The following is a 22,816-nucleotide window of genomic DNA, read 5'->3' as shown; positions in this document are numbered from 1 at the left end:
GTCGGGCCGCCGAGCCGTCGGTGGCGGATGACAGACTGAACGCATGGGAAAGAAGAGCAAGCGCGGCAGTGGCCCGCGCCCCGGAAGCAACCGCGCAGAACGCGTCGCCGCCCGTAAGGCGCGGCAGGCGGAATCTCTCGCCGCACCGGTGCGGCCGTTCGCCGGGCTGAAAGCCGAATGCGATCTGGTCGCCATGCGCGCGTTCATCGCCTCGGCCACCGCGCAGGTGACGTACGCCGCGGGCTTCGACGCCGCCCACGAAGCTGATTTCGCCACCATTCTGCCGGGCGCCGTCGCCGCCGAGGTACGCCTGCGCGACGCCGCGACGTTCGGTGAGCTGGGTGCGGCCGCAGGCGACGCGAACGGCAAGGTGACGCAGGGGCTCGTCGGACTCCAGACCAACCCGGAACCGGCCGATCTGGCCGGGTCGCTCGCCGGCGCCCTCGCCTGGGCGGCGTCGGCCCAGGACGGCGACCAGTACGACGGCGCGGCGACCGAGCAGTCGCTCACCGACATCCTCGACGCGGACGCCGACCTCGACATCGTCGTGCACACCGATTTCGGCTGGTGGTTCGCCGAGGATGCGAACGTGCCGTCGGAACTCGCGACCATGCTCGACCGCGCCAACGAGAGCATTCTGCCGACGGCCCGCCTGCGCCCGTCCAGTGGCGTCGGAGCACCGTGGTGGGTGGACGCCGGCGAGAAGGCGCACCTGCGCTGGGTGCGGCCGGAAGACGAGACCGTCCTGATGAACGCGCTGGCCAGGGTGCACGCCGCAGGTCATCTGACACTCGGCGAAGGATCCCGGTTCGCCGGCTCGTTCCGCACGCACGGCGTGATCGTGCCGGTGTTCGACCTCGACGTCGAAGCCCACCACGAGGAGTGGATCGACGGGGTCGAGACGTTCGACGCGCGGCTGACCGAGGCACTCGCCGACTCCTCCGAGCTGACGGCGGCCGAGCGCAGCTCGCGGGCCGGGATCATCGGCCGGCAGGTGACGTTGCGATAGGTCGATTGCAGCGGGTCGGGGACCGGGTCGCTACAGGTTCCCGCCTGCGGCCACGGGCTCGCCGGGATCGGCGGCCGACGTCGCGGCGGCATTGATCTCGCGTTCGACGAAGTTCTCGAGGTCGAAGATGTTGCCGTCGGCGCGGTCGGCGATGGTCTGCAACGTGGTGATCGTGGCGACCTCCTCCACCTGCTCCTTCAGGAACCACTGCATGAACTGCTCGCCGAGGTAATCGCCGTCGTCTCGGGCCGCCCGAGCGAGGCTGACGATCTGCTCGGTGACCTGCTTCTCCTGCTTCAACGCCAGCGCGATCGGCTCGCGGTAGTCGTCGAACGCGGTGATCGGGGCGGCGACGGCCGGGATCTCGACGTCGAGATCCCGATCCAGGAAGTACTGGATGATCATCATCGCGTGGTTGCGCTCCTCGACGGACTGCCCGTAGAAGCGTTTCGCGAGCTGCGGCATGTCGTGGTTGTCGTAGTACACCGCGAGGGCGATGTACTGCTGCGAGGCACTGAACTCGTTGCTGATCTGATCGTGCAGAAGCTGCTGGAACGTCGTGCGCGGCGTTGCGGTCATGGGCAGAGTCTAATCGCCGTCACCCGACGTTCGTGCTGGACTGGCAGCAGCGACGGCCCCGTCGACCCGGTCAGGAGACCGAACCGGTGTTGGCCGACAGGAGATCGTTCGGCACGGCTTCGCTGCGTGCGATGTAGTCGAAGAACCGCTTCGTGGTGTCGCCGGGGATCAGCGAGTCGCCGTCGTCGGTGTACTGGTCGCCGTCAGCGGGGGCGGTAGTGGTGATGGGATCGCCCCGCAGTTTGAGGGCCAGCCACGCGAGATTCCACAGGTGGTCACCGTTGTCGACGGTGACGGCGTCGACGGCGCCGCTCACGAACGGGAACAAGCGGAACGGATTCAGCAGGACCGACGGGCTGGTGGCCCGGGACATGAGTGCGGACAGGAACTTGCGCTGGTTCACCACCCGTTCCAGGTCGGCGTTCGGGAAAGCGCGCGTGCGCACCAGCCCGAGCGCTTGCGCGCCGTTCAGTTTCTGGCACCCGGCAGGCAGTCGCAGACCCGCCTTGGGATCACGGAGCGGTTGATCGAGGCACATCGTGACCCCGCCGACGGCGTCGACCACCGAGTCGAAGCCGCCGAATCCGATCTCCGCGTAATGATCGATGCGGACGCCGGTGAATTGTTCGACGGTCTGAACCAACAGTTTCGGACCGCCGTTGTTGAAGGCGGAGTTGATCTTGTGGCTGCCCATGCCGGGGATCGGCACGTACATGTCGCGGGGGATGCTGATGAGCATGGGTTTTCCGGACAGCGGTAGATGCGCCATCATGATCGTGTCCGTGCGCGCGCCGTCGGCGTCACCGGTCGCCAGATTCTTCTTCTGCTCGGCGCTGAGCCCCTCACGGGAGTCGGTGCCGACGATCAGCCAGTTGGTACCGGGGGTGTCGGCCACGCGGCCGGGGTACGACGACAACGCGTCCACCCGATGCAGCTTGCCGTCGAAGTAGAACAGCATGGCGATCGGGGCGATCACCAGGACCAGTAGCACCACCAGCAGAATCCGTCCGAGTCGCAGCCGTCGGCGTTTGCGCGGCTTCGGCGCGGGCGGGGTGCTGCGATGGCCCCGCTTCGGGGGAACCGGGGGCGTGGCGGAACGGTCGGACCGACGTCGAGGGGGCGCGTCCTGCGGTGGGCGAGACGCTGCCCGTCGACGGTCGGCGGGCACCGGTTGCGGTTCTTGCCGCGGAGCGTACCCGCCGGGCGCGGCGTGACGGGTGTCGCGACGCAGCGGTACCGGCGGTTCGGCGGCGGGCAGCGGCGCAGGCGACCGGTGTCGCGGGCGCTGCTCCGGCTCCTGCGACCACGCCAGCGGCGGCCGATAACCCGCATCGGGTCCAGACTCGGGGACCCGGCGGGTCGGCGCCTCGAAACGAGGTCCGCCACGCGGTCGCCGCGGATCCGGCGGCATGGGTCGCTGGGAGTTCATTTCAGACACGGTACCGCCGGAATCTGACCGCATGCTGAAGGCGAGGCAGGACGAGGGCGCTGCGTCGACCGAATGACCGACCGCCTTCGGACAGGATTCCCCGCTGACGGTCGGCGTCCGCGTGTGGCGACATGGCGGTCGCCAGCGGGGAATTCTGTCCGGCTTCGGCGTCAGCTCGCGGCGAGCCCCAGCCGGGCCGGGTCTGATCGCCGAAGCCCAGCGCCGCGACGATCGCCGCGATCAGTCCGATCATCATCGGTCCAACCTACGACCGCCGGGACGACGACGCGGTCAGGCCGGAGCGGTGATCCGTTCCACGCCGACGAACCGAGCGAGTTCGGGAGGCAGGACCACCGATCCGTCCTCCTGCTGGTGGTTCTCGAGGATCGCGACCAGCCAGCGGGTGGTCGCGAGGGTGCCGTTGAGCGTGGCGGCGATCTGCGGCTTGCCGTTCTCGTCGCGGTAGCGGACGGAGAGGCGGCGGGCCTGGAAGGTGGTGCAGTTCGACGTCGAGGTCAGTTCGCGATAGGTGTTCTGGGTCGGGACCCAGGCCTCGCAGTCGAACTTGCGGGCCGCGGAGCTGCCGAGGTCGCCACCGGCGACGTCGATGACGCGGTAGGGCACGTCGATCGCCGCGAGCATGTCCTTCTCCCAGCCGAGGATGCGCTGGTGTTCGGTCTCGGCGTCCTCGGGCTTGCAGTAGATGAAGCCCTCGACCTTGTCGAACTGGTGGACGCGGATGATGCCGCGGGTGTCCTTGCCGTACGAGCCCGCCTCGCGACGAAAGCACGTGGACCAGCCCGCATAGCGCTTGGGTCCGGTGGAGAGGTCGAGGATCTCGTCCTTGTGATAGCCGGCCAGCGGGACCTCGGAGGTGCCGACGAGGTACATGTCATCGTCGTCGAGGTGGTAGATCTCGTCGCTGTGGGCGCCGAGGAAACCGGTGCCGGCCATGATCTCGGGCTTCACCAGGACCGGCGGGATCATCAGCGTGAATCCGTTGGCGGTGGCCTTGGCCGCGGCCATGTTCAGCAGACCGAGCTGGAGCATGGCGCCGAGACCGGTCAGGAAGTAGAAACGCGATCCGGACACTTTGACGCCGCGGGCCATGTCGATGAGGCCGAGGCTCTCACCGAGTTCCAGATGGTCCTTCGGGTTCGCGATGGCGCGCGGCTCGCCGACGTGCTCGAGGACGATGTAGTCGTCCTCGCCGCCCGCGGGGGCGCCTTCGATGATGTTCGAGATGGCGCGGTGCGCATCGCTGGACGCGGAATCGGCGTCGTTCTGTTTGGCGACGGCACTCTTGACCTGCTCGGCCAGCGTCTTGCCCTTGGCGAGGAGTTCAGTCTTCTCCTCGCCGGACGCCTTGCCGACGAGCTTGCCGAGGGACTTCTGCTCGCCGCGCAGAGCGTCCGCTTCGGCGATGGCTGCGCGGCGCGCGACGTCGGCGTCGAGCAGCTGGTCGACGAGGGTCGGGTCTTCGCCGCGGGCGCGCTGGGATTCGCGGACAAGGTCGGGGTTCTCACGCACGATCTTCAGGTCGATCACACGTTGAACCCTACTCGGAGGACGTCGGGAGCAGCGACCAGGCATGATGGATTGCGATGACTTCGAAGCGCGATCAACCGATGCACGACGGCCGCGACGACGACGAGGCTGAGCCCGTCGTCGGCGGCGGTGCTGGCGGCTGGGAGCCGACCGACGACTCCCTCGACGGCGGAGAGCTTCCCGAGAACACGGAATCACCAGGGGAGACGGGCGAATCCGAGGCGGTGGACGAGTGGGGGCTGGAGCCGTACGGCGACCCGCACGGTGAGGTCGCTCCGGACGACGTCGACGAGGTGGAGGACGACGTCGAGGAGTGGGGTGTGGAGCCCGAGGACGCCTACTTCGACGATGAGGAGCAGGACGATGAGGAGCAGACGTCGGCGTCCCCGCGATCGGGCGGGGCTGACGACTCGGCGGAGTCCGAGGACGCCCAGTCGCCCAGTCGCGCCCGGAAGCATCCGCTCCGGCTGGTGCTGGCGGCGATCCTGGTCGGCGGCGTCGCCGCGGGAGCGTTCCTGTTCGCGACCGGCGGCTTCGACGATCTCGGTGACGTCGGATCGTCGGTGATCGGTGAGAGCTCGGTGAAGCAGAACGATTTCACGCGCTCGGAGGCCGGGGACTGCTTGACGTGGAGCGACGACGCGCCCGGCGATCCGGTGAGGGTGGAGTGCACGAAGCCGCACAGGTTCGAGGTGGCAGGCGTTCTCGACACATCGACCTTCCCGACGGCGGAATTCGCTGCGACGGCGCCCTATCCGACGCCGGAGCGATTCGCGGAGATCCGCGACGAGAACTGTTCGGTGATCGTCTCGCGCTACCTGGGCGGCGGCCTGGATCCGCAGGGGCGGTTCGCGCCCGGCCTGATGTTCCCGAAGGAGTCGGAGTGGCAGCAGGGGGTGCGCAGCCTGCGCTGCGGCATCGAACAGCCCGCCCCCGGCGATGTGCAGGCGGAGTTCACGGGCCCGGTCAGAGACGTCGACCAGTCGTTCACCTGGGCGGACGGCAGTTGCATCGGAATCGACAAGCAGTCCCGTCAGCCGACCGGCGGTGTGGTGAACTGCGCTGAGCCGCATGCCTTCCAGGTGACCGGCAGCGTCGACCTGTCGCAGCGGTTCGGCGGCCGTGCGTCCGGTAAGCCGTGGCCGAGTACGAAGGACCAGAACGAGTATCTGCGGGGGATCTGTCCGACCCAGGCGAACCAGGCGTTCGGCGGCGCCGACAAGTTCAAGCAGACGACCCTGAACATTCAGTCGTCGACGATCTCCGAGGTCAGTTGGCTCACTGGGAGCCGCCGGGTGTTCTGCTTCGTGGCGCTGCCCGACCGCGGCGGGTTCGCGACGCTGGTCGGCGACGCCAGGCAGGGCACCCTGTTGATCAACGGAAAGGTGCCGAATCCGCAGGACGAGGGGCCGCCCGGACGCTCGGTGGGCGAGCCCGTGCCGCTGCCGCCCGGCTATTCGTCATCGGACCGCGAGATCCCGGCGCCGGCGGGCTGACATGCCGATCTCCCTGTCGGAGCGCGACTTCGAGAACCTCGTGGGCGACGCGCTCGACCTGCTCCCCGATGAGTTGCTGAACGCGATGTCGAACGTCGTCGTCCTGGTGCGCCCGCACAACGACGACGATCCGACGATCCTCGGCCTCTACACCGGCGTCGCACTGACCGAGCGCACCACCGAGTACGCGGGTTTCCTGCCGGACACGATCGAGATCTATCGCGAGCCGCTGCTCGCGATGTGCCATACCGAGGAGCAGGTGCGCCAAGAGGTCGCGATCACCGTCCTCCACGAGGTGGGCCACCACTTCGGCATCAGCGACGAATGGCTCCACGCGAACGGGTGGGGCTGACCGGATCCGTCAGCCCATCGGGTCGGCGTTCTGCGCCGCCGCGTCGTCGGCGGGAGCGCTCTCGCCGGGCAGTTCCGCGTCACCCCACTGGTGGCAGACCCAGAGGCCGTCGCGGTATTCGAGTTCGATGGTTCCGGTGTTCTGAAGGTAGTGCTTCATCGCGTATTCGGGATCGATGTCGGTCAGATGCGCGGCGATCAGGCGGATCGCAGCCCCGTGCGAGACCACGTAGACGTCGCGCTGGTGCTCGCCCGTCAGGTACTTACTGGTGAGATCGTCGATCACCGGGAGGTAGCGGGCGTGCACCATCTCCAGCGACTCGCCGCCGGGCAGTCGCGCATCGAGATCGCCGCGGTGCCAGCGCACGACGGTGTCGTGGAAGACCTCGTGTGCGTCCCGGTCGGAGCGGCCCTCCAGATCGCCCACCTGGACTTCGTGGATGCCTTCGACAGCGTCGGTGTCCAGATCCCAGACGGAGCCGATGAGCTCGGCGGTCTGGCGTGCGCGGTTGGCGACGGAGTTGACGAGGACGGGCGGCTCGTCGAGCGGGTGCTCGAGTCCGTATCGGACGCCCTGACGAGCGCCGAAGTCGGTCAGCGAGGCGCCGGGCAGCGCCGTGTCGAGGCGCTTGAGGACGTTGGCGGTGGTTTCGCCGTGTCGGACCAGATGAAGTCGTGTCATGTCAGAGGTCTCCCTGAAGCAGATCGTCGAACCAGGCGCGGGACTCCGCGTGGTCGGGCGGTGCCGCCGCGGCGGCGACGGTGAGTTGGGGGTCGATGGCCCAGGAGCCGAGGAAGATGACGCGCTCGGCGCTGCGATGCAGCGCGCGCAGTGCTTCTCCGACGGCGGCATCGCGGATGTGGCCGCGGGCGTCGAGGTAGAACCGGTACTGGCCGCTGCCGTTTCGGCTCGGCGCGCTCGTGGCGTCCGTGGCGCGTGGGCGGGACTCGATGCGGGTGAGGTCGATGCCGCGCATCGCGAACTCGTTCATCGCGGCCACCAGGCTGCCCGGGGTGTTCGGCAGGTCGAGGATCACCGAGGTGCGGTCTGCGCCGGTCGGTTCCGGCGGGGGACCGGGCTTGCCGAGCAGGAGGAATCGGGTCACGGCGTCGTCGGAGTCGGCGACCCCGTCGGCGAGCGTGGTCAGTCCGTGCATGCGAGCGGCGGCGGCGGTGGTGACCGCGGCGTCGGCCTTGCCCTGCGCGACGTCTTGCGCGGCGCCGGCGTTCGACGTCGCGATCACGAACTCGGCGTTCGGGAACAGGCGCTCCACGCTGCGTCGGACCTGCGCGGAGGCGACCGGGTACGCCGCGATGGTCCGGACGTCGGCGGCGTCGCGCTGCTGGGCGGCGGCGATCGTGAAGGCGATGTCGAGGGCCACCTCGGCGTAGGCCTGAACGCGGATCTGGCCGTCACGCGGCGCGAGGGCGTCCATGGTGGCCGGTACCGCACCCTCCAGGGAACTCTCGATCGGCACGCAGCCGAAGTCGACGTCGCCGGAGCGGATCATGTCGATGACGGTCGGGGGATTGCTCACGGGGACCTTGACGGCGGAGTCGCCCGCACCGCGACGTTGCAGGACGGCGTCGAGTGCCATCTCGGTGAACGTGCCGGCGGGTCCAAAATAAGCGTAGCTGGGCACCATTTCACAGTAGTCGAGTCAGTTGTGCCGTGCCGTTGACGGGAAAACCCTGCCGCGTTAGGTTAGGTAAGTCTAAGTTAGGATGTACTAAGTAACGCACTTTCGGAGGTGTCAGTGAATACGATCCTTGCTCCCTGCGACGCTGAGCTGGTCCAGACGGCCTGCCGCCGCGCCCATGGTGGAACGCTGTCCGTCAGTGCGCCGGTCGGAGTGACGGTCGACGTCTCCGGCTGCGATGCGGTGGCGATGGTGCACCTCTTCGAAAGTGACGCCTTCCTGCTGGTGCCGGACTCGGTTCCGGCGGTCGACTTGGTTCGATCCGGGGTCGAGGGCCTCACCGCGATGGTCGAGGTGATCGACTGCGCACCCGTCCAGATGCGCGAACGCGTGCGGTCGTTGATCTGGCTCTCGGGCACTCTGCACGAGGTGCCCGCGAAATTGGAGCGCGAACTCGCGGTCGAGATCGCAGGCGACCATCCCGACGAGCGGCTCCTCGACGTCGGCCACGGCCACAGCCTGATGCGCATGGCGCTCGATTCGGCGGTCTTGGCGACATCCACCGGCGCAGGGGGTGTGGATGTCGCCTCGATCGCCACGGCGCAGCCGGATCTGTTCTGGGAGTTCGAGACCGACTGGCTGATCCATCTGGACTCGGACCACCAGGATCTGATTCACCAGCTCGCGCACCGGCTCCCGGATCATGTGCGCGGCGGTCGTGCCCGGCCGCTGCGCCTGGATCGCTTCGGCATCACCTTCCGGGTCGAGATCGGCAATCGGGACGAGGACGTGCGGATGCCGTTCGCTCGTCCGGTCACGCGCATCCCTGAACTGTCCGCCGCCATCCACTCGCTGGCACTGCATCCGTGCCTCGGACACGACTGAGCCCACCGCGACAGGTCCCGCGCTGACCCGGCGCGACGACGCGGGCGGCTACCGTTGACGCCGTGACTTCTGAGCGGGACGGCGTCCGTCGAGTGCTTCGACGCGTGCTGCGTCCACCGGAACCGGAGATCGGCCGGGTCGACGATCCGCGCGAGCGCCGGGCGATCATCGTCGAACTGCTCCTGGTCGGGGTCCTCACCTTCGGCTTCTCCGCCGTGCGGGCGCTGCTGTCGCTGCTCGAGAACGCGCTTACCACCGGCGTCGGCGGCACGACGGTCGCGCTGAACCCGGTCGCCTCGTCGGTGCCCGTGATTGATGCGATCCGTCAGGGGATGAGCGTGGTGAGCCTGCTCGCGATCGGCGGGCTGGGCGCGTATCTGCTGTGGCGGAGCGGCATCGGTCTGCGGCGAATCGGGCTGGGACGACCGGCGCGCGCCGATGTGCCGCCGTCGATTCTGCTGGCGGCGGTGATCGGTCTGCCGGGGCTCGCACTCGTCGCGGTGTCGCAGGCGATGGGGTGGAACTCGACGCTCGCCGTCGCTCCGACCGACGATCTGTGGTGGCGGATTCCGGTGCTCGCACTGAAGTCGTTCGGCAACGGCTTCGCCGAAGAGATCGTGGTGGTCGGCTACTTTCTGACTCGACTGCGTCAGCTGGGGCTGGGCGCGAACAGCAGTCTCTGGTGCTCGGCGGTGCTGCGTGGCGGCTACCACGCGTACCAGGGGCTCGGTGCCGCCGCCGGCAACGTGGTGATGGGGCTGGTGTACGGACGGTGGTTTCAAGTCACCAACCGACTCTGGCCGCTGGTGTTCGCGCACGCGCTGATCGACACGATCGCCTTCGCCGGCTATCCGATACTGGTGCGCGCGGGCGTCATCGGCTGAAACGCGACCGTGAGCCACGGAGTATCGGCCTTGCCCCGTGGCTGCGAAGAGAGAAAGCGCGGCGCAGCGGACGGGGGACGAATTCACACCCCGAGGACTGCGCCGCGCTTTGACGATCCGAGCAGCTCCCTCCCAAGAGCCCCGATTCCACCCGGACCGAGCACAGCGGAGTGGGATGTCGCCATCCCACGACCTGCGGTCAAGGTATCACGATGACAACGGCCGTTGCACGGATCGATGCCGAGGTGACACCGAATGAATGACCGACGCGGACCGGCGGGGCCTGTCGGTCAGGATTCGACGCGCTGCGAGCGGAGCTCGTGCCCCTTCGACGTCAGGCAGCGGCCGCTGGCCAGGTCCCACTGCCATCCGTGCAGATTGCAGGTGAGCTTCTCGCCTTCCACCACACCGAACTTGCTGAGGTCGGCCTTCAGATGCGGGCAGCGGCGCTGGATCTCCCAGCCGTCCAGTTCGATCGACGAGGAGTCGTCGTGCGCCTCCGAGAACCACCCGTCGGCGTACGCGATCCGCTCGTCGGTGAGGCATTTGAAGAAGGTGTAGAGGTACTCGTTGTAACCGCCGATGCGCCACGTGGTGAAGCGGGTCGAGAGGAAGATGGTGTTGACCCAGTCCGGCTCGTCGTCGCGCAGCACCGTGCGGATCAGTTCCGGCGCGATGCGGAAGCCGTAGCGGTACTTGCCGTCGCCGTCCTCGCGCATCCGCACCGTGCGCTTGGGGAAGTCCAGCACGTAGGTCTCGTCACCGATCACCAGCCCGACGGGGTAACCGATGCCGTCGCAGATCAGGTCGGACTGCTTCATGATCGGCTCGAACGTCTCGCGCAGCGGCTCCAGCAGCGACGGTCCCTCGGCGGCCGCCCACGTGGCCTTCTGGGCGGCGATGATCGGGGCGAACTTCTCCTTCATCGATTCCAGGTACGCCTGTTTGTTCTCGCCGAACACGCTCTCGGGCGGATACGGGTGCTCGATCGAGCCGAGTTCGGCCCCGGCGAAGTCCGCGACCGATCCCGACACCATCATCAAGCCGCGGTGCTTGACGCCGTCGTCGGTCCCGTGCGTCCGCATCTGCTCCAGGAACTCGGCCTGATCGGGGAAGATGCTGGCCTTGTCCGCGTCGCTGCCGGTGTTGAAGTCGTTGAGGGCAAACAGGTCGTCGTCGAGGAACATCGGCGGGCCCGCGGACGGAACCACCCAGGTGGCGCCGACCTGCTCGATGTACGAGCGGGCGCGGTCCATGCCGCGCTGACGCTTCTGAATGGCGAAGTTGGCCTTCGACTTACGGGGAATGTCGTAGACCATCGGGTACCAGATGGCTCCCGAGTACTGCAGCAGGTGCACATCGACGCGGCCGAACTGCTCGTCGATCACGTCGAGGTCGACGGGACGCGCATCGTTCATGTTGAAGCAGACGGTCTCACCGTCGTCGACGATCAGACCCGAGTCGCCGATCGGGCCGTCGGCCGGTGCGCGCAGCGCGATGATCATGATGTCGAGGTCGCCCTTCGGCCCCGACACCGTGTGCTTGGTGGAGTCGGTGGTCTCGACGAAGGTGTGGAACCCGAGTGCTTCCAGCTCGCGGCGCAGGTCCGGCACCGGATAGTCGGGCAGCAGGACGGTGGCGTCCTTGTTCACGTTGTCGAGCAGGTTCTGCTCGTCGAAATGGTCGCGGTGCAGGTGGGAGACGTAGAGGTAGTCGCAGTCGCCCAGTGCCTTCCAATCCAGTTCGGTGTTGTCCGGGAACGGGATCCACGACGCGAAGTACGCGGGGTTGACCCAGGGATCGCAGAGGATGGACCCGGCCGCGGTCTGAATGTGGAATCCGGCGTGGCCGACGCTGGTGATCTGCACGGGGCTGTGCCTTTCGACGAGAGTGCTGCCCTGACAGGGTATCGCCGACGGCTGCGTGATCGCCGCTCCGTGGAGGACAAGGTCCCGGGCGACTACGTCACACGCTGATTCCCGCTGTGAGAATCGCGGCGAGTTCGCGGTAGGCGCCCGCATCGTCGAGGCCGGTGGCGGCCCGCACGGCGCCCTGCTGGATCCGCACCATCGTCGTGGTGGCGAGGTCGGCGGCGAAGACGGCGTGCACTTCGCGGAACTCGCCCGCGGCCACGCCGTCGTCGATCAGCTCCTTGACTCTTCCGGCGGCGATCGCGGTGTTCTGCTCGTAGGCCTCGCGAGCCGGCGCAAACGCGGCGAGATCGGCGAGGAACTGCGGGGAGGCCGCGCCCAGGGTGTCGCCGACGGCGGCGAGGTACGCGGTGATCTGGGCGCGCGGCGAGGCGACCGCGCCCACCGCGGCCTCGACGTCGTCGGTGGCGCGGCGGAAGAAGTGGATGGTGGTGGCCCGAACCAGCTCGTCCTTGCTCGCAGCCAGCGTGTACAGGGTCGACTTGGAGCAGTGCAGTCGTGCGGCGATCGCGTCGAGAGTGAAGTGGGCGAACCCTTCGGTCAGGAACATGGCGAGCAGCTCGTCGAACAGTTGTGAGCGGCGCGCCGTGGCGAAATCGGTGGCTGCGGCGTCGGACATGACCTGAATAGTACTGCGGTATCGCTTGCAGTACTGCCGACGTGACAGTACTGTCATCATCAATCCAGTACTACCCGCCTCGACGAGGAGATCTCCGTGACTGTGAACCGCCTGCTCCCGACCGACGAAGCCCACGCGCTGATCGAACTGACCCGGGACATCTGCGACAAGGTCATGGACCCGATCGTCGATGAGTACGAGAAGCAGGAGAAGTACCCGGCGGACGTCTTTGCGCAGCTCGGCGCCGCCGGACTGCTGAGCCTGCCGTATCCGGAGGAGTGGGGCGGCGGCGATCAGCCGTACGAGGTGTACCTGCAGGTCCTCGAGGAGATCGCGGCGAGGTGGGCGGCTGTCGGAGTGGCGGTCAGCGTGCACAGTCTGGCCTGCTATCCGATGTTCGCGTTCGGTACGCCTGAACAGCGCGAGCGCTTTCTGCCCGAGATGCTGGGCGGACAGACCGTCGGCGCTTACAGCCTGTCCGAACCGCAGGCGGGATCGGATGCGGCGGCACTGGTCTGCCGCGCGAGCAGGGTCGACGACGGCTACCGGATCACCGGTGAGAAGTCGTGGATCACCCACGGCGGCATCGCGAACTACTACAACCTGTTCGCGCGCACCGGCGACGGGTCCAAGGGCATCTCGTGCTTCCTGGTCCCCGATGGCGTCGACGGACTCTCGTTCGGCCGCCCCGAGGAGAAGATGGGGCTGACCGCCGTGCCCACCACCACGGCCCGGTACGACGACGTGCACCTGCCCGAGGAGCGCCGCATCGGCGCCGAGGGGCAGGGACTGCAGATCGCGTTCAGCGCCCTCGACTCCGGCCGCCTGGGCATCGCCGCCGTGGCGACCGGCATCGCGCAGGCGGCACTCGACGAGGCCGTCGCCTACGCGAAGGAGCGAGAGACCTTCGGCCGCAAGATCATCGATCACCAGGGCCTCGGATTCCTGCTGGCCGACATGGCCGCAGCCGTCGAGTCGGCGCGCGCCACGTATCTGGATGCGGCACGACGACGCGACGCCGGGCTGCCCTACTCGCGGAACGCCTCGGTCGCCAAACTCATCGCGACCGATGCCGCGATGAAGGTCACCACCGACGCGGTGCAGGTGCTCGGCGGAAACGGGTACACCCGCGACTTCCGTCCCGAGCGGCTGATGCGCGAGGCCAAGATCACCCAGATCTTCGAAGGGACCAACCAGATCCAGCGTCTGGTCATCAGTCGTTCGCTGGCCTGACGTGGTCTGCTCGTCGGGCGGTGTCGTCGCAACCGACTAAACTCGGGCGCATGGAACCCGTGTACGCGTCAGTCGTGTCCACCGCCCGCATGCTGTGGCTCGCGCAGGGCCTCAAGTTCGAGATCTCCGGGGTGGAGCACGTGCCAGCCGACGGCCCGGGCGTGGTCGCGTTCAACCACACCGGCTACCTCGATTTCACGTTCGCCGGCATCCCCGCGTTCCTGCAGGGCCGCCGCTACGTCCGGTTCATGGCGAAGAAGGAGGTCTTCGACAACGCGATCGGCGGCCCCGTGATGCGCGCGCTCAAACACATCCCCGTCGACCGCGCCAACGGTGCGCAGAGTTACCGCGACGCCGTCGACTACCTCAAGCGCGGCGAACTGGTCGGCGTGTACCCCGAGGCCACCATCAGCCGCAGCTTCGAGTTGAAGGGCTTCAAGAGCGGCGCCGCGCGGATGGCGTTGGAGTCGGGTGCACCGCTGGTGCCGACGATCGTGTGGGGCGCACAGCGGATCTGGACCAAGGGACATCCCCGCAGCATGGGCCGCCACGGCTACAAGATCATGGTGGGCGTCGCCGAGCCGATCGCGCCGGAGGGCACGCCCGAACAGCTGACGGCACGACTGCACGAGTCGATGCGCGCCAAGCTCACCGAACTCCAGGACGGTTACGGTCCCTACCCGCCCGGTGAGTTCTGGGTGCCCGCGGCACGAGGCGGCGGAGCCCCGACGCTGGACGAAGCCAATGCGATGGACGCCGCGGATGCGGAAGCCAAGGCTGCCAAGCGTGCCGCGCGCGAACAGCAGGGCGACGCGAACTGACCATGGAGCCGGTCTATCGCGTGCTCGAGGGCCTGGCGTCGACGATCCACGCGACGCAGGGCACTCGTCGCCGATTCTTCGGAGTGGACAACATACCCGCCGCGGACGGCGGTGTGCTGGTGGTCAATCACACCGGCTACGTCGACTTCATGCCGCTCGGTCTGGCGTTGCGGACTCGCCGCCGGCGCGCACGGTTCCTGGTCAAGTCCGAGCTCATGGACGTCGGGATCATGCGGTTCCTGGTGAAGCACGCCCGTGCCGTCCCGGTCGATCGGACGGCGGGCGGTGAGGCCTATCGGCTGGCTGTCCAGGCGCTGCGTGCCGGCGAGTTGATCGCGGTCTATCCGGAATCGACCATCAGCCGCAGCTTCGAGCTCAAGGAGTTCAAGTCGGGCGCGGTCCGGATGGCCGCTGAAGCGCAGGTCCCGGTCGTCCCGACGATCGTCTGGGGCGCGCATCGCCAGTGGAGTAAGGGCGTCGAACGACGCATGGGCCGCCATCGGATCCCGATCGACGTCGAGTTCGGCGAACCGATCTGGATTCCGGCAGACGCCGACGTCGATGCCGAGACGGTCCGCCTGCACGAGAAGATGACCGCGCTGCTGCACCGAGTACAGGAGCGGTATCCGGAGGCGCCGACCGGCGCCGACTGGGTGCCGGCACGGCTGGGCGGCAGTGCGCCGACCTCCGATGCCGCGCTCGTGATCGAAGACGCGGAGGCTGCAGAGAAGGCCGCCCGCCGCGCAGAGAAACGAAAGAAGCAACGATGATGCCCGCCTTCGGCCCACCCTCGATGATCGCCTCGGATGTCGACGGCACCCTGATCGACAACGCCAACCGGATCACCGAACGCACGGCGGCCACTCTGGAACGCGCGCGGAGCGAGGGCAGTGAACTGGTCCTCGCGACGGGCCGCCCGCCGCGATGGATCCCGGAGATCACCGATCAACTCGCGCACACGCCTGCGGCCATCCGCTACGCGGTCTGTGCCAACGGCGCGATCGTGTACGACGTCGTCGCCGACCGGATCCTCCATGTCGAGGCTCTGCAGCCCGATGCGATGACGCGGATCGCCGACCTGTGCACCGAGTTGCTGCCCGGCTGCGGGCTGGCCGCGGAACGGGTCGGCTCCTCGGCGTTCGACGCCGCGACCGCGCCCTTCGTCGCGACCCCGGGGTATGAGCACGCCTGGCTCAATCCCGACCACGTGTACGTCAGCCAGGCCGAAGTCGTGGCCGAGCCCGCGGTGAAGCTGCTCGTCCGCATGCCGCACCTGTCGTCGCGGGAGATGGCCGCGACCGTGGCGCCGCACCTCGGCGATCTGGCCGAGGCCACCTTCTCGATCGACACCGGACTGGTGGAGTTCTCCGTCCCGGCCACGCACAAGGCCGCGGGACTGGCCTGGCTGGCCGAGTATCGTGACGTCGACGCCACGTCGCCGATCGCCTTCGGCGACATGCCGAACGACGTCGAGATGCTCCGCTGGGCGACGCACGGCGTGGCGATGGGCCACGGCGATCCGGCGGCGTTGGAGGTCGCCGACGAGATCACCGCGTCGAATGTCGACGACGGCGTCGCCAAGGTCTTGGAACGCTGGTTCTAGAACACGCCTCAGGCCGTCACTGCTCGCGACCTGCTCCCCGAAGAAGTGTGACCCGGTTGTGACCGTGTGAACTTGTCGTGGCTTCACGTTAATCACTACAGTCACATGAGTCCCACTAGTCACATGGACCGCAGCATGCGTGGTTCTTCCAAAGGGGTAATGCAGTGCCGAATGTTCGACCGAACCGAGCCAAGAAGCGAACTCTCACTTTTGCAGCGTTGGGGCTTGCCCCCGCAGTGCTGGCAGGCAGTCTGGTCGTCGGCGGCACGGAGGTGTTCTCGTCCGACGGCGTCACGCTGGCGGCGAATGCACCGATCACCCTGGACGGGCATGGTCACGGCCACGGTCGGGGCATGGGGCAGTGGGGTGCGTACGGCTACGCGAAGAAGGGCTGGTCTGCTGACCGGATCCTGAAGCATTTCTATGGCAACACAACCGCGGGGAAGGTGGGCACTCCCGACATCACGGTCTCGCTCAGCGAGAAGTCGTCGGTCAGTGTTCATGCGGGTGCCGGGATGCGCGTAGGCAACGAGAAGGTCGCTCCCGGACAGGCGGTCCGCCTGGCCGGGGGCACCGCCACCATCACCCAGGGCTGCGGTGGTGCGACGGTGAAGACTGTTCCCGCCACCCAGGTCGATCCGATCACCGCGGGTCCGAACCGGCCCGCGAACGAACTCCTGACCTTCTGCGGCGGCGGTGACAAGTACCGCGGTTCCCTGGGGCTCGGTTCCGGTGGCGTGGTGAACAAGCTGCACGTGGACGATTATGTGAAGGGCGTGATTCCGAAGGAGTCCATGCCGTCGTGGGCCGACTCGGGCGGCTTCGAGGCGCTGAAGGCGCAGGCTGTGGCGGCCCGCACCTACGTGCTCGCCGGACTCGCTCAGGGCCGCAAGATCGACAACACGCAGCAGTCGCAGATGTACCACGGCGCCTCGGGTGAGGACCCGCGCACCAGCCGTGCCGCCGATGCCACGGCCGGACAGATCCGCCTGCTCAACGGCAAGCCTGCTCTGACCGAGTTCTCGGCGTCGACCGGCGGTTACACCGCGGGCGTTCAGTTCCCCGCCGTCCGCGACGATGGCGATGCGATCTCGCCGACCCACAACTGGACGGCGACGGTCAGTGCGTCGAGCATCGGCTCCGCATTCGGCGTCGGATCGCTCAAGAGTTTCGAAGTCATCGAGGCCAACGGTCTGGGCGAGGGCAGCGGCCGTGTCCTGAAGGTTCGGGTGGTCGGCTCCGGCGGCACCGTCGAAGCGACCGGTGACCAGGCGCGCACCAAGCTGCAGTTGAAGTCTGACTGGTTTGCGGTGAAGGGCCAGAAGTCGATGCCGAAGATCGTGCGCCCGCAGGTGGGACCGGAGGCGCCCGGCGGCGGATTCCTGGATCTGAGCCCGCTCAATGAGGTGCTCAACACGATTCTCCCCGGCTTCTCGGCCGTGGGGCTGCCGGACGTCGCGGGTCTCACCCAGCAGTTCGCGCCGATGGTGGAGAAGCTGCTGACCGAAGGCATGAAGGCTCTCTCGGCCAAGCAGGTCAACCTCGAGCGGAGCGACAACTCGCAGGGGTCCACCGGCACCGTCGCCAAGCCGGAGATGCTGACCGACGGCAAGGGCGTGCCCGGCCTGGTTCAGGTGATCGAGAACGGCGTCCTCTACTTCAGTCCGACCACCGGCGCGCACGCCCTGATGGGCCAGGCGCTGACCGACTTCCTCGCCGCGGGCGGTCTGCAGAAGCTCGGTTTCCCGACCGTCGACGGACTGGTCTGAGCGGGGAGCAGGTCACGCAGCGGCGCGCTCGGTTCGATCGTCGGCGGGTGCGGACGCGTCCGGACTGCGGTAGATCGCGTGGTACGCGGCGACGCGGTCGGTCGATTCCGCGGGAACGATGAGATGCGGGCTCGGCGTCGCCTGACCGTCGTCGGCGCGGTTGGTCTTCGCCTGCAGGACGAACGCGACGATCGAGGCGACGAGCGTCACTGCCCAGGCGAGGAACAGTGTGGTGACGACGGTTCCGCGGGCGTCGGCGGCGAGCGTGCTCACGGACAGGCCGAGCAGAACGAATTGGACGAGCAGAAGCAGGTAGCCGATGGGTAGGTAGGGGATGGGTCTGTCGGCTGAATGGGAACTCAACGGGGCCTCCTCGGGAAGTGAACGAAACGATACAGTGAATGTATCGATACATTTACTGTATCACTACACTTGATGTAGCGTTCTCGTGTGATCACTGACGCCGATCGGATGGAGGCCTGATTCGATGCCGCCCTCCCGTCATGCCAGCGACGCCAAGATCGCGGCGGCGACCCTCGAACTCCTGCGGACCAAGGGGCCGTCCGCGGTCACCGTCGAAGGTGTCGCAGCGCACTCCGGAGTGGCTCGCACCACGGTGTACCGCCGCTACGCCGACCGCGCGGCGATGCTGACCGACGTCCTCCAGCGCCTCGCCGCCGAGAACGCAGTCGACGAGCACGACTGCTCGGGAGAGGGTCGGTTGCGCTGGGTGGTTGAGCGCGCGTCGGCGATGATCCTCGACGGAATCGGGTTCGGCGGCTTCGCAGCGCTGCTGACCGACGCCGATCCCGCTTTCACCGATGCCTTCCGCACGGTGTTGCAGACGCATCGGCGGCTGCTGGCCGACGAACTGCGTGCCGGCGTCGCCGACGGTGTGCTGACCTTGCGCGGCGACATCGAGACTCTGGTCGATTCCATCGTCGGAGCACTCCTCGCGGAGTACGGCCGGACGGGCGCGATCGCCGACGATTGGTCCGATCGGCTGGTCGCACTGCATTCGGATGTGCTCGCTGAGCGCCCGTGATGCGCGGCGGCCGGCGTCGGACGGAAGGCTCACCGAGGCTCTCCCGGGCCCGCTGTCGGGGTGGGAGAACACACGTCCGGATCGCGGGCGTGCTGCAGAAATACTCAGGAACGGTCCGATAGGCTGAACAGCCGTGACGAAGAACAGCACATACGACCTCATCGTGGTCGGTTCCGGCTTCTACGGCCTGACCGTCGCGGAGCGGGCCGCGACCCAGCTCGGCAAACGAGTGCTCGTCGTCGAACGGCGTGACCACATCGGTGGCAATGCGTACTCGGAGGCGGAGCCCGAGACCGGCATCGAGGTCCACAAATACGGGGCCCACCTGTTCCACACTTCCAATGAGCGGGTGTGGGAGTACGTCAACCAGTTCACCTCGTTCACCGGATACCAGCACCGCGTGTTCGCGATGCACGACGGCCAGGCCTACCAGTTCCCGATGGGACTCGGTCTGGTGTCGCAGTTCTTCGGTCGTTACTTCACTCCCGACGAGGCGCGCGCCCTGATTGCCGAGCAGGCGTCGGAGGTCGAGACCAGCGAGGCCGCGAACTTCGAGGAGAAGGCGATCAGCTTGATCGGCCGGCCGCTGTACGAGGCGTTCATCAAGCACTACACGGCCAAGCAATGGGAGACCGACCCCAAGAACCTGCCCGCAGGCAACATCACCCGGCTGCCGGTCCGTTACAACTTCGACAACCGTTATTTCAGCGATACCCACGAGGGACTGCCGGTCGACGGCTACACGGCCTGGCTGGAGAACATGGCGGCCGACGAGCGCATCGAGGTGCGGCTGTCGACGGACTGGTTCGACGTGCGCGACGAGATCCGCACCGCAAGCCCGGACGCTCCGGTGGTTTACACGGGGCCGCTGGATCGCTACTTCGATTACTCCGCGGGCCGTCTGGGCTGGCGCACCCTCGACTTCGAGCTCGAGGTGCTGCCGACCGGCGACTTCCAGGGCACTCCGGTGATGAACTACAACGACGCGGACGTGCCGTTCACCCGCATTCACGAGTTCCGGCACTTCCACCCGGAACGGAAGAGCTACCCGTCGGACAAGACGGTGATCATGCGTGAGTTCGGACGGTTCGCCAACGACGAGGACGAGCCGTACTACCCGATCAACACCCCGGACGACCGGGAGATGCTGGCGGCGTACCGCGACCTGGCGAAAGCCGAGGCGGCGTCGTCGAAGGTGGTGTTCGGCGGCCGACTGGGCACCTACCAGTACTTGGACATGCACATGGCGATCGCGAGCGCGTTGACCATGTTCGACAACACGCTGGCACCGCACCTGCGCGACGGGGCGCCGCTGGCCGAGGGAGACGATTGATGACGTCCGCACATCCGACGAAGGCCGTCAGCCTGCTGCAGCGGGTCATCTTCCCGCGCCCGGGTGAGCCGCTCGACGTGCGGTCGTTGTACCTCGTGGAATCCGAGAGCAACTCCTCGCGGGCACATGCCTCGGACGATCGCACCAGCGTCACGCTGAGCGGGGAGTCGGAGGTCAGTTTCGCGACCTACTTCAACGCGTTCGCGGCATCGTACTGGCGTCGCTGGAGTGTGCTCGAGTCGGTGGTTCTCCGCGTGGAGGTGCGCGGTGCCGGGAGCGCAGCGAGCGGGCCGAATGCGAACAGGGCCCCCGCGCGGGTGGACCTGTACCGTTCCAAGATCGACGGTTCGCGGATCGCCATCGGCGGCGACCTGGTCCAGGTGGGATCCGACGGCATCGGCGTCTTCGAGTTCGAGACCGACCTGGGCCCGTTCGAGGACGGCGGCTGGATCTGGTTCGACGTCACCACCGACACCGACACCGAGATCATCGCCGGCGGCTGGTACGCACCGATCGAGCCCACCAGCGGCTCCAACAATGTGACCGACGCCGGGAGCGGAGCGAGCGGGTCGCGAGTGACCGACGCCGGGAGCGGAGCGAGCGGGTCGCGAGTCACCGACGCCGGGAGCGGAGCGAGCGGGTCGCGAGTCACCGTCGGCATCCCGACCTTCAACCGGCCGGCGGATGCGGTCGCTGCACTCGCGGCCCTGACCTCGGATCCGCTGGTCGACGCCGTCGTCGACGCGGTCCTCATGCCTGACCAGGGCACCAGGAAGGTCGTCGACCAAGACGGTTACACCGAGGCCGCCGAGCGGCTCGGGGATCGCCTGCACATCTTCGACCAGGGCAACCTCGGCGGTTCGGGCGGTTACTCGCGGATCATGTACGAGGCGCTGCGGCTGACCGACAGCCCGTATGTCCTCTATATGGACGACGACATCATGATCGAGCCCGACTCGATCCTGCGTGCGTTGGCGCTGTCGCGGTTCGCGAAGTCGCCGATGCTGGTCGGCGGGCAGATGCTCAACCTGCAGGATCGCAGTCACCTGCACTGCATGGGCGAGGTGATCGACCGGCACAGGTTCATGTGGACGGCCGCGCCGTTCGTCGAGTACGACCACGACTTCTCCAAATACCCGCTCAGCGATCGCGACAATTCCAAAAACCTGCACCGGCGGATCGACGTCGAGGGCAACGGCTGGTGGATGTGCATGATCCCGCGCGAGGTCGCGGAGACCGTCGGGCTGCCGATGCCGCTGTTCATCAAGTGGGACGACTGGGAGTTCGCCCTGCGCGCCGAGCGCGCCGGCTACCCGACCGCCACGATTCCGGGTATCGCGATCTGGCACATGGCGTGGAGCGACAAGGACGACGCCATCGACTGGCAGGCGTACTTCCACCTGCGGAACCGCCTCGTGGTGGCGTCGATCTACACCGAGGGCTCCATCGACGGGATCCTGACGTCGATGGCCAAGGCCACGGCCAAGCACCTCCTGTGCCTGGAGTACTCGACGGTGGCGATCCAGAACGAGGCGATCCGCGACTTCCTGGCCGGGCCCGACCACATCCGGTCCCTCTTGCCCACCGCACTCGGGAAGGTCGCCGAGATCCGCAAGGGATATCCGGACGCCGTGGTGCTGCCCTCAGCCACCGACCTCCCGACCACCACCGGTGAGGCGACGGCGCTCGGCGTCAACGAGCCCAAGGGCCCGATCGCCAAGGCCAAGGCGCTCGCCGCGGCCGTGGTGAACAACGTCCGGCCCGCCGACCCGCGCCACCACAGCGTTCCGCAGGCCAACTACCCGCCGATCGAGGCTCGATGGTTCTCGCTCGGGCGGGTCGACGGCGTCACCGTCACCACCGCCGACGGCCGCGGTGTGGTGTACCGCCAGCGTGATCGCGACACGATGATCGCGCTCGGCCGCGAATCGGCGTCCCTGGTGAAGCAGTTGCGCGACGAGTTCGAGGCGAAGCGTGGCGAGTACCGCGCCGCGCATGACGATCTGGTGAGCAAGGAGAGCTGGGCCCGTGTCTTCGGAATCGACTGAACAGACCACTGCCGATCGCGCAAGGGCGACCGGTGAGGCCGGCGCGCTCGTCGCCGTGCAGTCAGTGCTCGCCGACCGCCCGGGCGTGCTGGCCGGCGCCCGTGGCCTCTCGCACTTCGGTGAGCACTCGCTCGGTTGGCTGGCGCTGGCCGGGGCGGGGGCGTACGCCGCGCATCGTCGTGGCGACGTCGACGCACGGCGTCGTTACGTCGAGGCCGGCGCGGGAGCCTTCGTCGCGCATGCGGCGTCCGTCGTCATCAAACGCGTGGTCCGGCGCAAGCGCCCGAACCACCCCGACATCCGGATCGGCGTCGGCACGCCCAGCAAGCTGAGCTTTCCGTCGAGCCACGCGACGTCGACGACCGCCGCAGCGATCCTGCTGGGCCGCGCGTCCGGTGTGCCCGGCGCACAGGTGTTGGCGCCCGCGGTGATCGTTCCGCCGATGCTGGTTTCGCGTCTGGTTCTGGGCGTCCATTACCCTTCCGATGTGGCAGCCGGCGCGCTCGTCGGTGCATTGACCGCGGCAGCGGTGATCGCCGCCGACGCAAAAGTCACCGCAGTTGACCGTACGAACGTGAGCAAGTGAGGAACCA

Annotated in this window: 23 protein-coding genes; 14 read left to right on the top strand and 9 right to left on the bottom strand. The window is 67.7% G+C overall.

Annotation, left to right across the window (positions count from 1 at the left end; all coding sequences use genetic code 11):
• Positions 1-43 precede the first annotated feature (43 nt).
• Complete coding sequence (locus GH2_RS17195) at positions 44-1,009, top strand: DUF5926 family protein (RefSeq protein ID WP_066170824.1); 966 nt, start codon at positions 44-46, stop codon at positions 1,007-1,009.
• Positions 1,010-1,039: 30 nt separating this feature from the next.
• Here the strand turns inward: GH2_RS17195 and GH2_RS17190 are convergent, their stop codons facing one another.
• The 4 genes from GH2_RS17190 to serS form a co-directional block, all read right to left on the bottom strand.
• Positions 1,040-1,588 (bottom strand): ferritin, encoded by a 549-nt coding sequence (locus tag GH2_RS17190; protein ID WP_066170821.1) that lies wholly within the window; start codon positions 1,586-1,588, stop codon positions 1,040-1,042.
• 70 nt (positions 1,589-1,658) lie between these two features.
• A complete protein-coding gene (locus GH2_RS17185) occupies positions 1,659-3,017 on the bottom strand; it encodes an LCP family protein (RefSeq protein ID WP_307825429.1) in 1,359 nt (452 codons plus the stop codon).
• Position 3,018: 1 nt separating this feature from the next.
• The gene (locus GH2_RS17180) at positions 3,019-3,273 is read right to left on the bottom strand and encodes a hypothetical protein (protein ID WP_066170819.1); all 255 of its coding nucleotides are present in this window, start codon (positions 3,271-3,273) and stop codon (positions 3,019-3,021) included.
• 35 nt (positions 3,274-3,308) lie between these two features.
• The gene (serS, locus tag GH2_RS17175; RefSeq protein WP_066170816.1) at positions 3,309-4,565 is read right to left on the bottom strand and encodes a serine--tRNA ligase; all 1,257 of its coding nucleotides are present in this window, start codon (positions 4,563-4,565) and stop codon (positions 3,309-3,311) included.
• Positions 4,566-4,621: 56 nt separating this feature from the next.
• On the opposite strand from serS, the gene GH2_RS17170 reads away from it, so the two are divergent.
• Both GH2_RS17170 and GH2_RS17165 read left to right on the top strand, forming a co-directional pair.
• Positions 4,622-6,061 (top strand): septum formation family protein, encoded by a 1,440-nt coding sequence (locus GH2_RS17170; RefSeq protein WP_066170813.1) that lies wholly within the window; start codon positions 4,622-4,624, stop codon positions 6,059-6,061.
• A gap of 1 nt (position 6,062) precedes the next feature.
• On the top strand, positions 6,063-6,413 hold the full coding sequence (locus tag GH2_RS17165) for a metallopeptidase family protein (RefSeq protein WP_066170809.1): 351 nt from the start codon (positions 6,063-6,065) through the stop codon (positions 6,411-6,413).
• Between the two features lie 9 nt (positions 6,414-6,422).
• Here GH2_RS17165 and GH2_RS17160 read toward each other — a convergent pair whose 3' ends face one another.
• Together GH2_RS17160 and pheA are read right to left on the bottom strand one after the other, a co-directional pair.
• Complete coding sequence (locus GH2_RS17160; RefSeq protein ID WP_066170806.1) at positions 6,423-7,094, bottom strand: histidine phosphatase family protein; 672 nt, start codon at positions 7,092-7,094, stop codon at positions 6,423-6,425.
• 1 nt (position 7,095) lies between these two features.
• Positions 7,096-8,058: a prephenate dehydratase gene (pheA, locus tag GH2_RS17155; protein WP_066170803.1), complete on the bottom strand. Its 963-nt coding sequence runs from the start codon at positions 8,056-8,058 to the stop codon at positions 7,096-7,098.
• A 105-nt stretch (positions 8,059-8,163) separates the two neighbouring features.
• Here pheA and GH2_RS17150 point away from each other — a divergent pair, with 105 nt between their 5' ends.
• Complete coding sequence (locus GH2_RS17150; RefSeq protein WP_084247584.1) at positions 8,164-8,937, top strand: DUF2470 domain-containing protein; 774 nt, start codon at positions 8,164-8,166, stop codon at positions 8,935-8,937.
• Positions 8,938-8,999: 62 nt separating this feature from the next.
• The gene (locus tag GH2_RS17145; RefSeq protein ID WP_066170797.1) at positions 9,000-9,821 is read left to right on the top strand and encodes a CPBP family intramembrane glutamic endopeptidase; all 822 of its coding nucleotides are present in this window, start codon (positions 9,000-9,002) and stop codon (positions 9,819-9,821) included.
• A 290-nt stretch (positions 9,822-10,111) separates the two neighbouring features.
• Here GH2_RS17145 and GH2_RS17140 read toward each other — a convergent pair whose 3' ends face one another.
• Positions 10,112-11,689, bottom strand: coding sequence for an MBL fold metallo-hydrolase (locus tag GH2_RS17140; protein ID WP_066170794.1), 1,578 nt, complete (start codon positions 11,687-11,689; stop codon positions 10,112-10,114).
• Between the two features lie 97 nt (positions 11,690-11,786).
• A complete protein-coding gene (locus GH2_RS17135) occupies positions 11,787-12,371 on the bottom strand; it encodes a TetR/AcrR family transcriptional regulator (RefSeq protein ID WP_066170793.1) in 585 nt (194 codons plus the stop codon).
• A gap of 96 nt (positions 12,372-12,467) precedes the next feature.
• Here GH2_RS17135 and GH2_RS17130 point away from each other — a divergent pair, with 96 nt between their 5' ends.
• From GH2_RS17130 to GH2_RS17110, 5 genes are all read left to right on the top strand, one after another.
• Complete coding sequence (locus tag GH2_RS17130) at positions 12,468-13,604, top strand: acyl-CoA dehydrogenase family protein (protein WP_066170788.1); 1,137 nt, start codon at positions 12,468-12,470, stop codon at positions 13,602-13,604.
• 50 nt (positions 13,605-13,654) lie between these two features.
• Entirely contained in the window at positions 13,655-14,425 is a 771-nt protein-coding gene (locus GH2_RS17125; RefSeq protein ID WP_066170785.1) for a lysophospholipid acyltransferase family protein, read from the top strand.
• A gap of 2 nt (positions 14,426-14,427) precedes the next feature.
• Positions 14,428-15,195 carry a lysophospholipid acyltransferase family protein gene (locus GH2_RS17120; RefSeq protein ID WP_066170781.1) on the top strand — a complete coding sequence of 256 codons (768 nt, stop codon included), beginning with the start codon at positions 14,428-14,430 and terminating at the stop codon, positions 15,193-15,195.
• Positions 15,192-16,028 (top strand): HAD family hydrolase, encoded by an 837-nt coding sequence (locus GH2_RS17115; RefSeq protein WP_066170778.1) that lies wholly within the window; start codon positions 15,192-15,194, stop codon positions 16,026-16,028. Before GH2_RS17120 ends, GH2_RS17115 begins: the two co-directional genes overlap by 4 nt.
• Before the next feature lie 164 nt (positions 16,029-16,192).
• A complete protein-coding gene (locus tag GH2_RS17110; protein WP_066170775.1) occupies positions 16,193-17,797 on the top strand; it encodes a SpoIID/LytB domain-containing protein in 1,605 nt (534 codons plus the stop codon).
• 12 nt (positions 17,798-17,809) lie between these two features.
• On the opposite strand, the gene GH2_RS17105 is transcribed toward GH2_RS17110, so the two are convergent.
• Positions 17,810-18,160, bottom strand: a complete 351-nt coding sequence (locus GH2_RS17105) for a hypothetical protein (RefSeq protein ID WP_066170773.1) — start codon at positions 18,158-18,160, stop codon at positions 17,810-17,812.
• Positions 18,161-18,284: 124 nt separating this feature from the next.
• On the opposite strand from GH2_RS17105, the gene GH2_RS17100 reads away from it, so the two are divergent.
• The 4 genes from GH2_RS17100 (at position 18,285) to GH2_RS17085 (ending at position 22,809) form a co-directional block, all read left to right on the top strand.
• Positions 18,285-18,842 (top strand): TetR/AcrR family transcriptional regulator, encoded by a 558-nt coding sequence (locus GH2_RS17100; protein ID WP_066170770.1) that lies wholly within the window; start codon positions 18,285-18,287, stop codon positions 18,840-18,842.
• A 133-nt stretch (positions 18,843-18,975) separates the two neighbouring features.
• Positions 18,976-20,175: a UDP-galactopyranose mutase gene (gene glf / locus GH2_RS17095; protein WP_066170767.1), complete on the top strand. Its 1,200-nt coding sequence runs from the start codon at positions 18,976-18,978 to the stop codon at positions 20,173-20,175.
• Positions 20,175-22,223: a glycosyltransferase gene (locus GH2_RS17090; protein ID WP_066170765.1), complete on the top strand. Its 2,049-nt coding sequence runs from the start codon at positions 20,175-20,177 to the stop codon at positions 22,221-22,223. The genes glf and GH2_RS17090 overlap by 1 nt, the downstream gene beginning before the upstream one ends.
• On the top strand, positions 22,204-22,809 hold the full coding sequence (locus GH2_RS17085) for a phosphatase PAP2 family protein (RefSeq protein WP_066170762.1): 606 nt from the start codon (positions 22,204-22,206) through the stop codon (positions 22,807-22,809). Before GH2_RS17090 ends, GH2_RS17085 begins: the two co-directional genes overlap by 20 nt.
• The last annotated feature ends 7 nt before the right edge of the window (positions 22,810-22,816 follow it).

Origin of the sequence: Gordonia hydrophobica NBRC 16057 (assembly GCF_001592365.1) — a bacterium.
Taxonomy (GTDB): Bacteria; Actinomycetota; Actinomycetes; order Mycobacteriales; family Mycobacteriaceae; genus Gordonia; species Gordonia hydrophobica.
This window is presented reverse-complemented; position numbering and strand designations above follow the sequence as displayed.

Bases quoted from the DNA above. Each gene is read 5' to 3' on its own strand.
- GH2_RS17185 (WP_307825429.1), bottom strand. From the start codon at position 3,017: ATGAACTCCCAGCGACCCATGCCGCCGGATCCGCGGCGACCGCGTGGC.
- pheA (WP_066170803.1), bottom strand. From the start codon at position 8,058: ATGGTGCCCAGCTACGCTTATTTTGGACCCGCCGGCACGTTCACCGAG.
- GH2_RS17120 (WP_066170781.1), top strand. From the start codon at position 14,428: ATGGAGCCGGTCTATCGCGTGCTCGAGGGCCTGGCGTCGACGATCCAC.
- GH2_RS17165 (WP_066170809.1), top strand. From the start codon at position 6,063: ATGCCGATCTCCCTGTCGGAGCGCGACTTCGAGAACCTCGTGGGCGAC.
- GH2_RS17090 (WP_066170765.1), top strand. From the start codon at position 20,175: ATGACGTCCGCACATCCGACGAAGGCCGTCAGCCTGCTGCAGCGGGTC.
- GH2_RS17180 (WP_066170819.1), bottom strand. From the start codon at position 3,273: ATGATGATCGGACTGATCGCGGCGATCGTCGCGGCGCTGGGCTTCGGC.
- GH2_RS17100 (WP_066170770.1), top strand. From the start codon at position 18,285: ATGCCGCCCTCCCGTCATGCCAGCGACGCCAAGATCGCGGCGGCGACC.
- GH2_RS17115 (WP_066170778.1), top strand. From the start codon at position 15,192: ATGATGCCCGCCTTCGGCCCACCCTCGATGATCGCCTCGGATGTCGAC.
- GH2_RS17190 (WP_066170821.1), bottom strand. From the start codon at position 1,588: ATGACCGCAACGCCGCGCACGACGTTCCAGCAGCTTCTGCACGATCAG.
- GH2_RS17195 (WP_066170824.1), top strand. From the start codon at position 44: ATGGGAAAGAAGAGCAAGCGCGGCAGTGGCCCGCGCCCCGGAAGCAAC.
- GH2_RS17135 (WP_066170793.1), bottom strand. From the start codon at position 12,371: ATGTCCGACGCCGCAGCCACCGATTTCGCCACGGCGCGCCGCTCACAA.
- GH2_RS17125 (WP_066170785.1), top strand. From the start codon at position 13,655: ATGGAACCCGTGTACGCGTCAGTCGTGTCCACCGCCCGCATGCTGTGG.
- GH2_RS17160 (WP_066170806.1), bottom strand. From the start codon at position 7,094: ATGACACGACTTCATCTGGTCCGACACGGCGAAACCACCGCCAACGTC.
- GH2_RS17170 (WP_066170813.1), top strand. From the start codon at position 4,622: ATGACTTCGAAGCGCGATCAACCGATGCACGACGGCCGCGACGACGAC.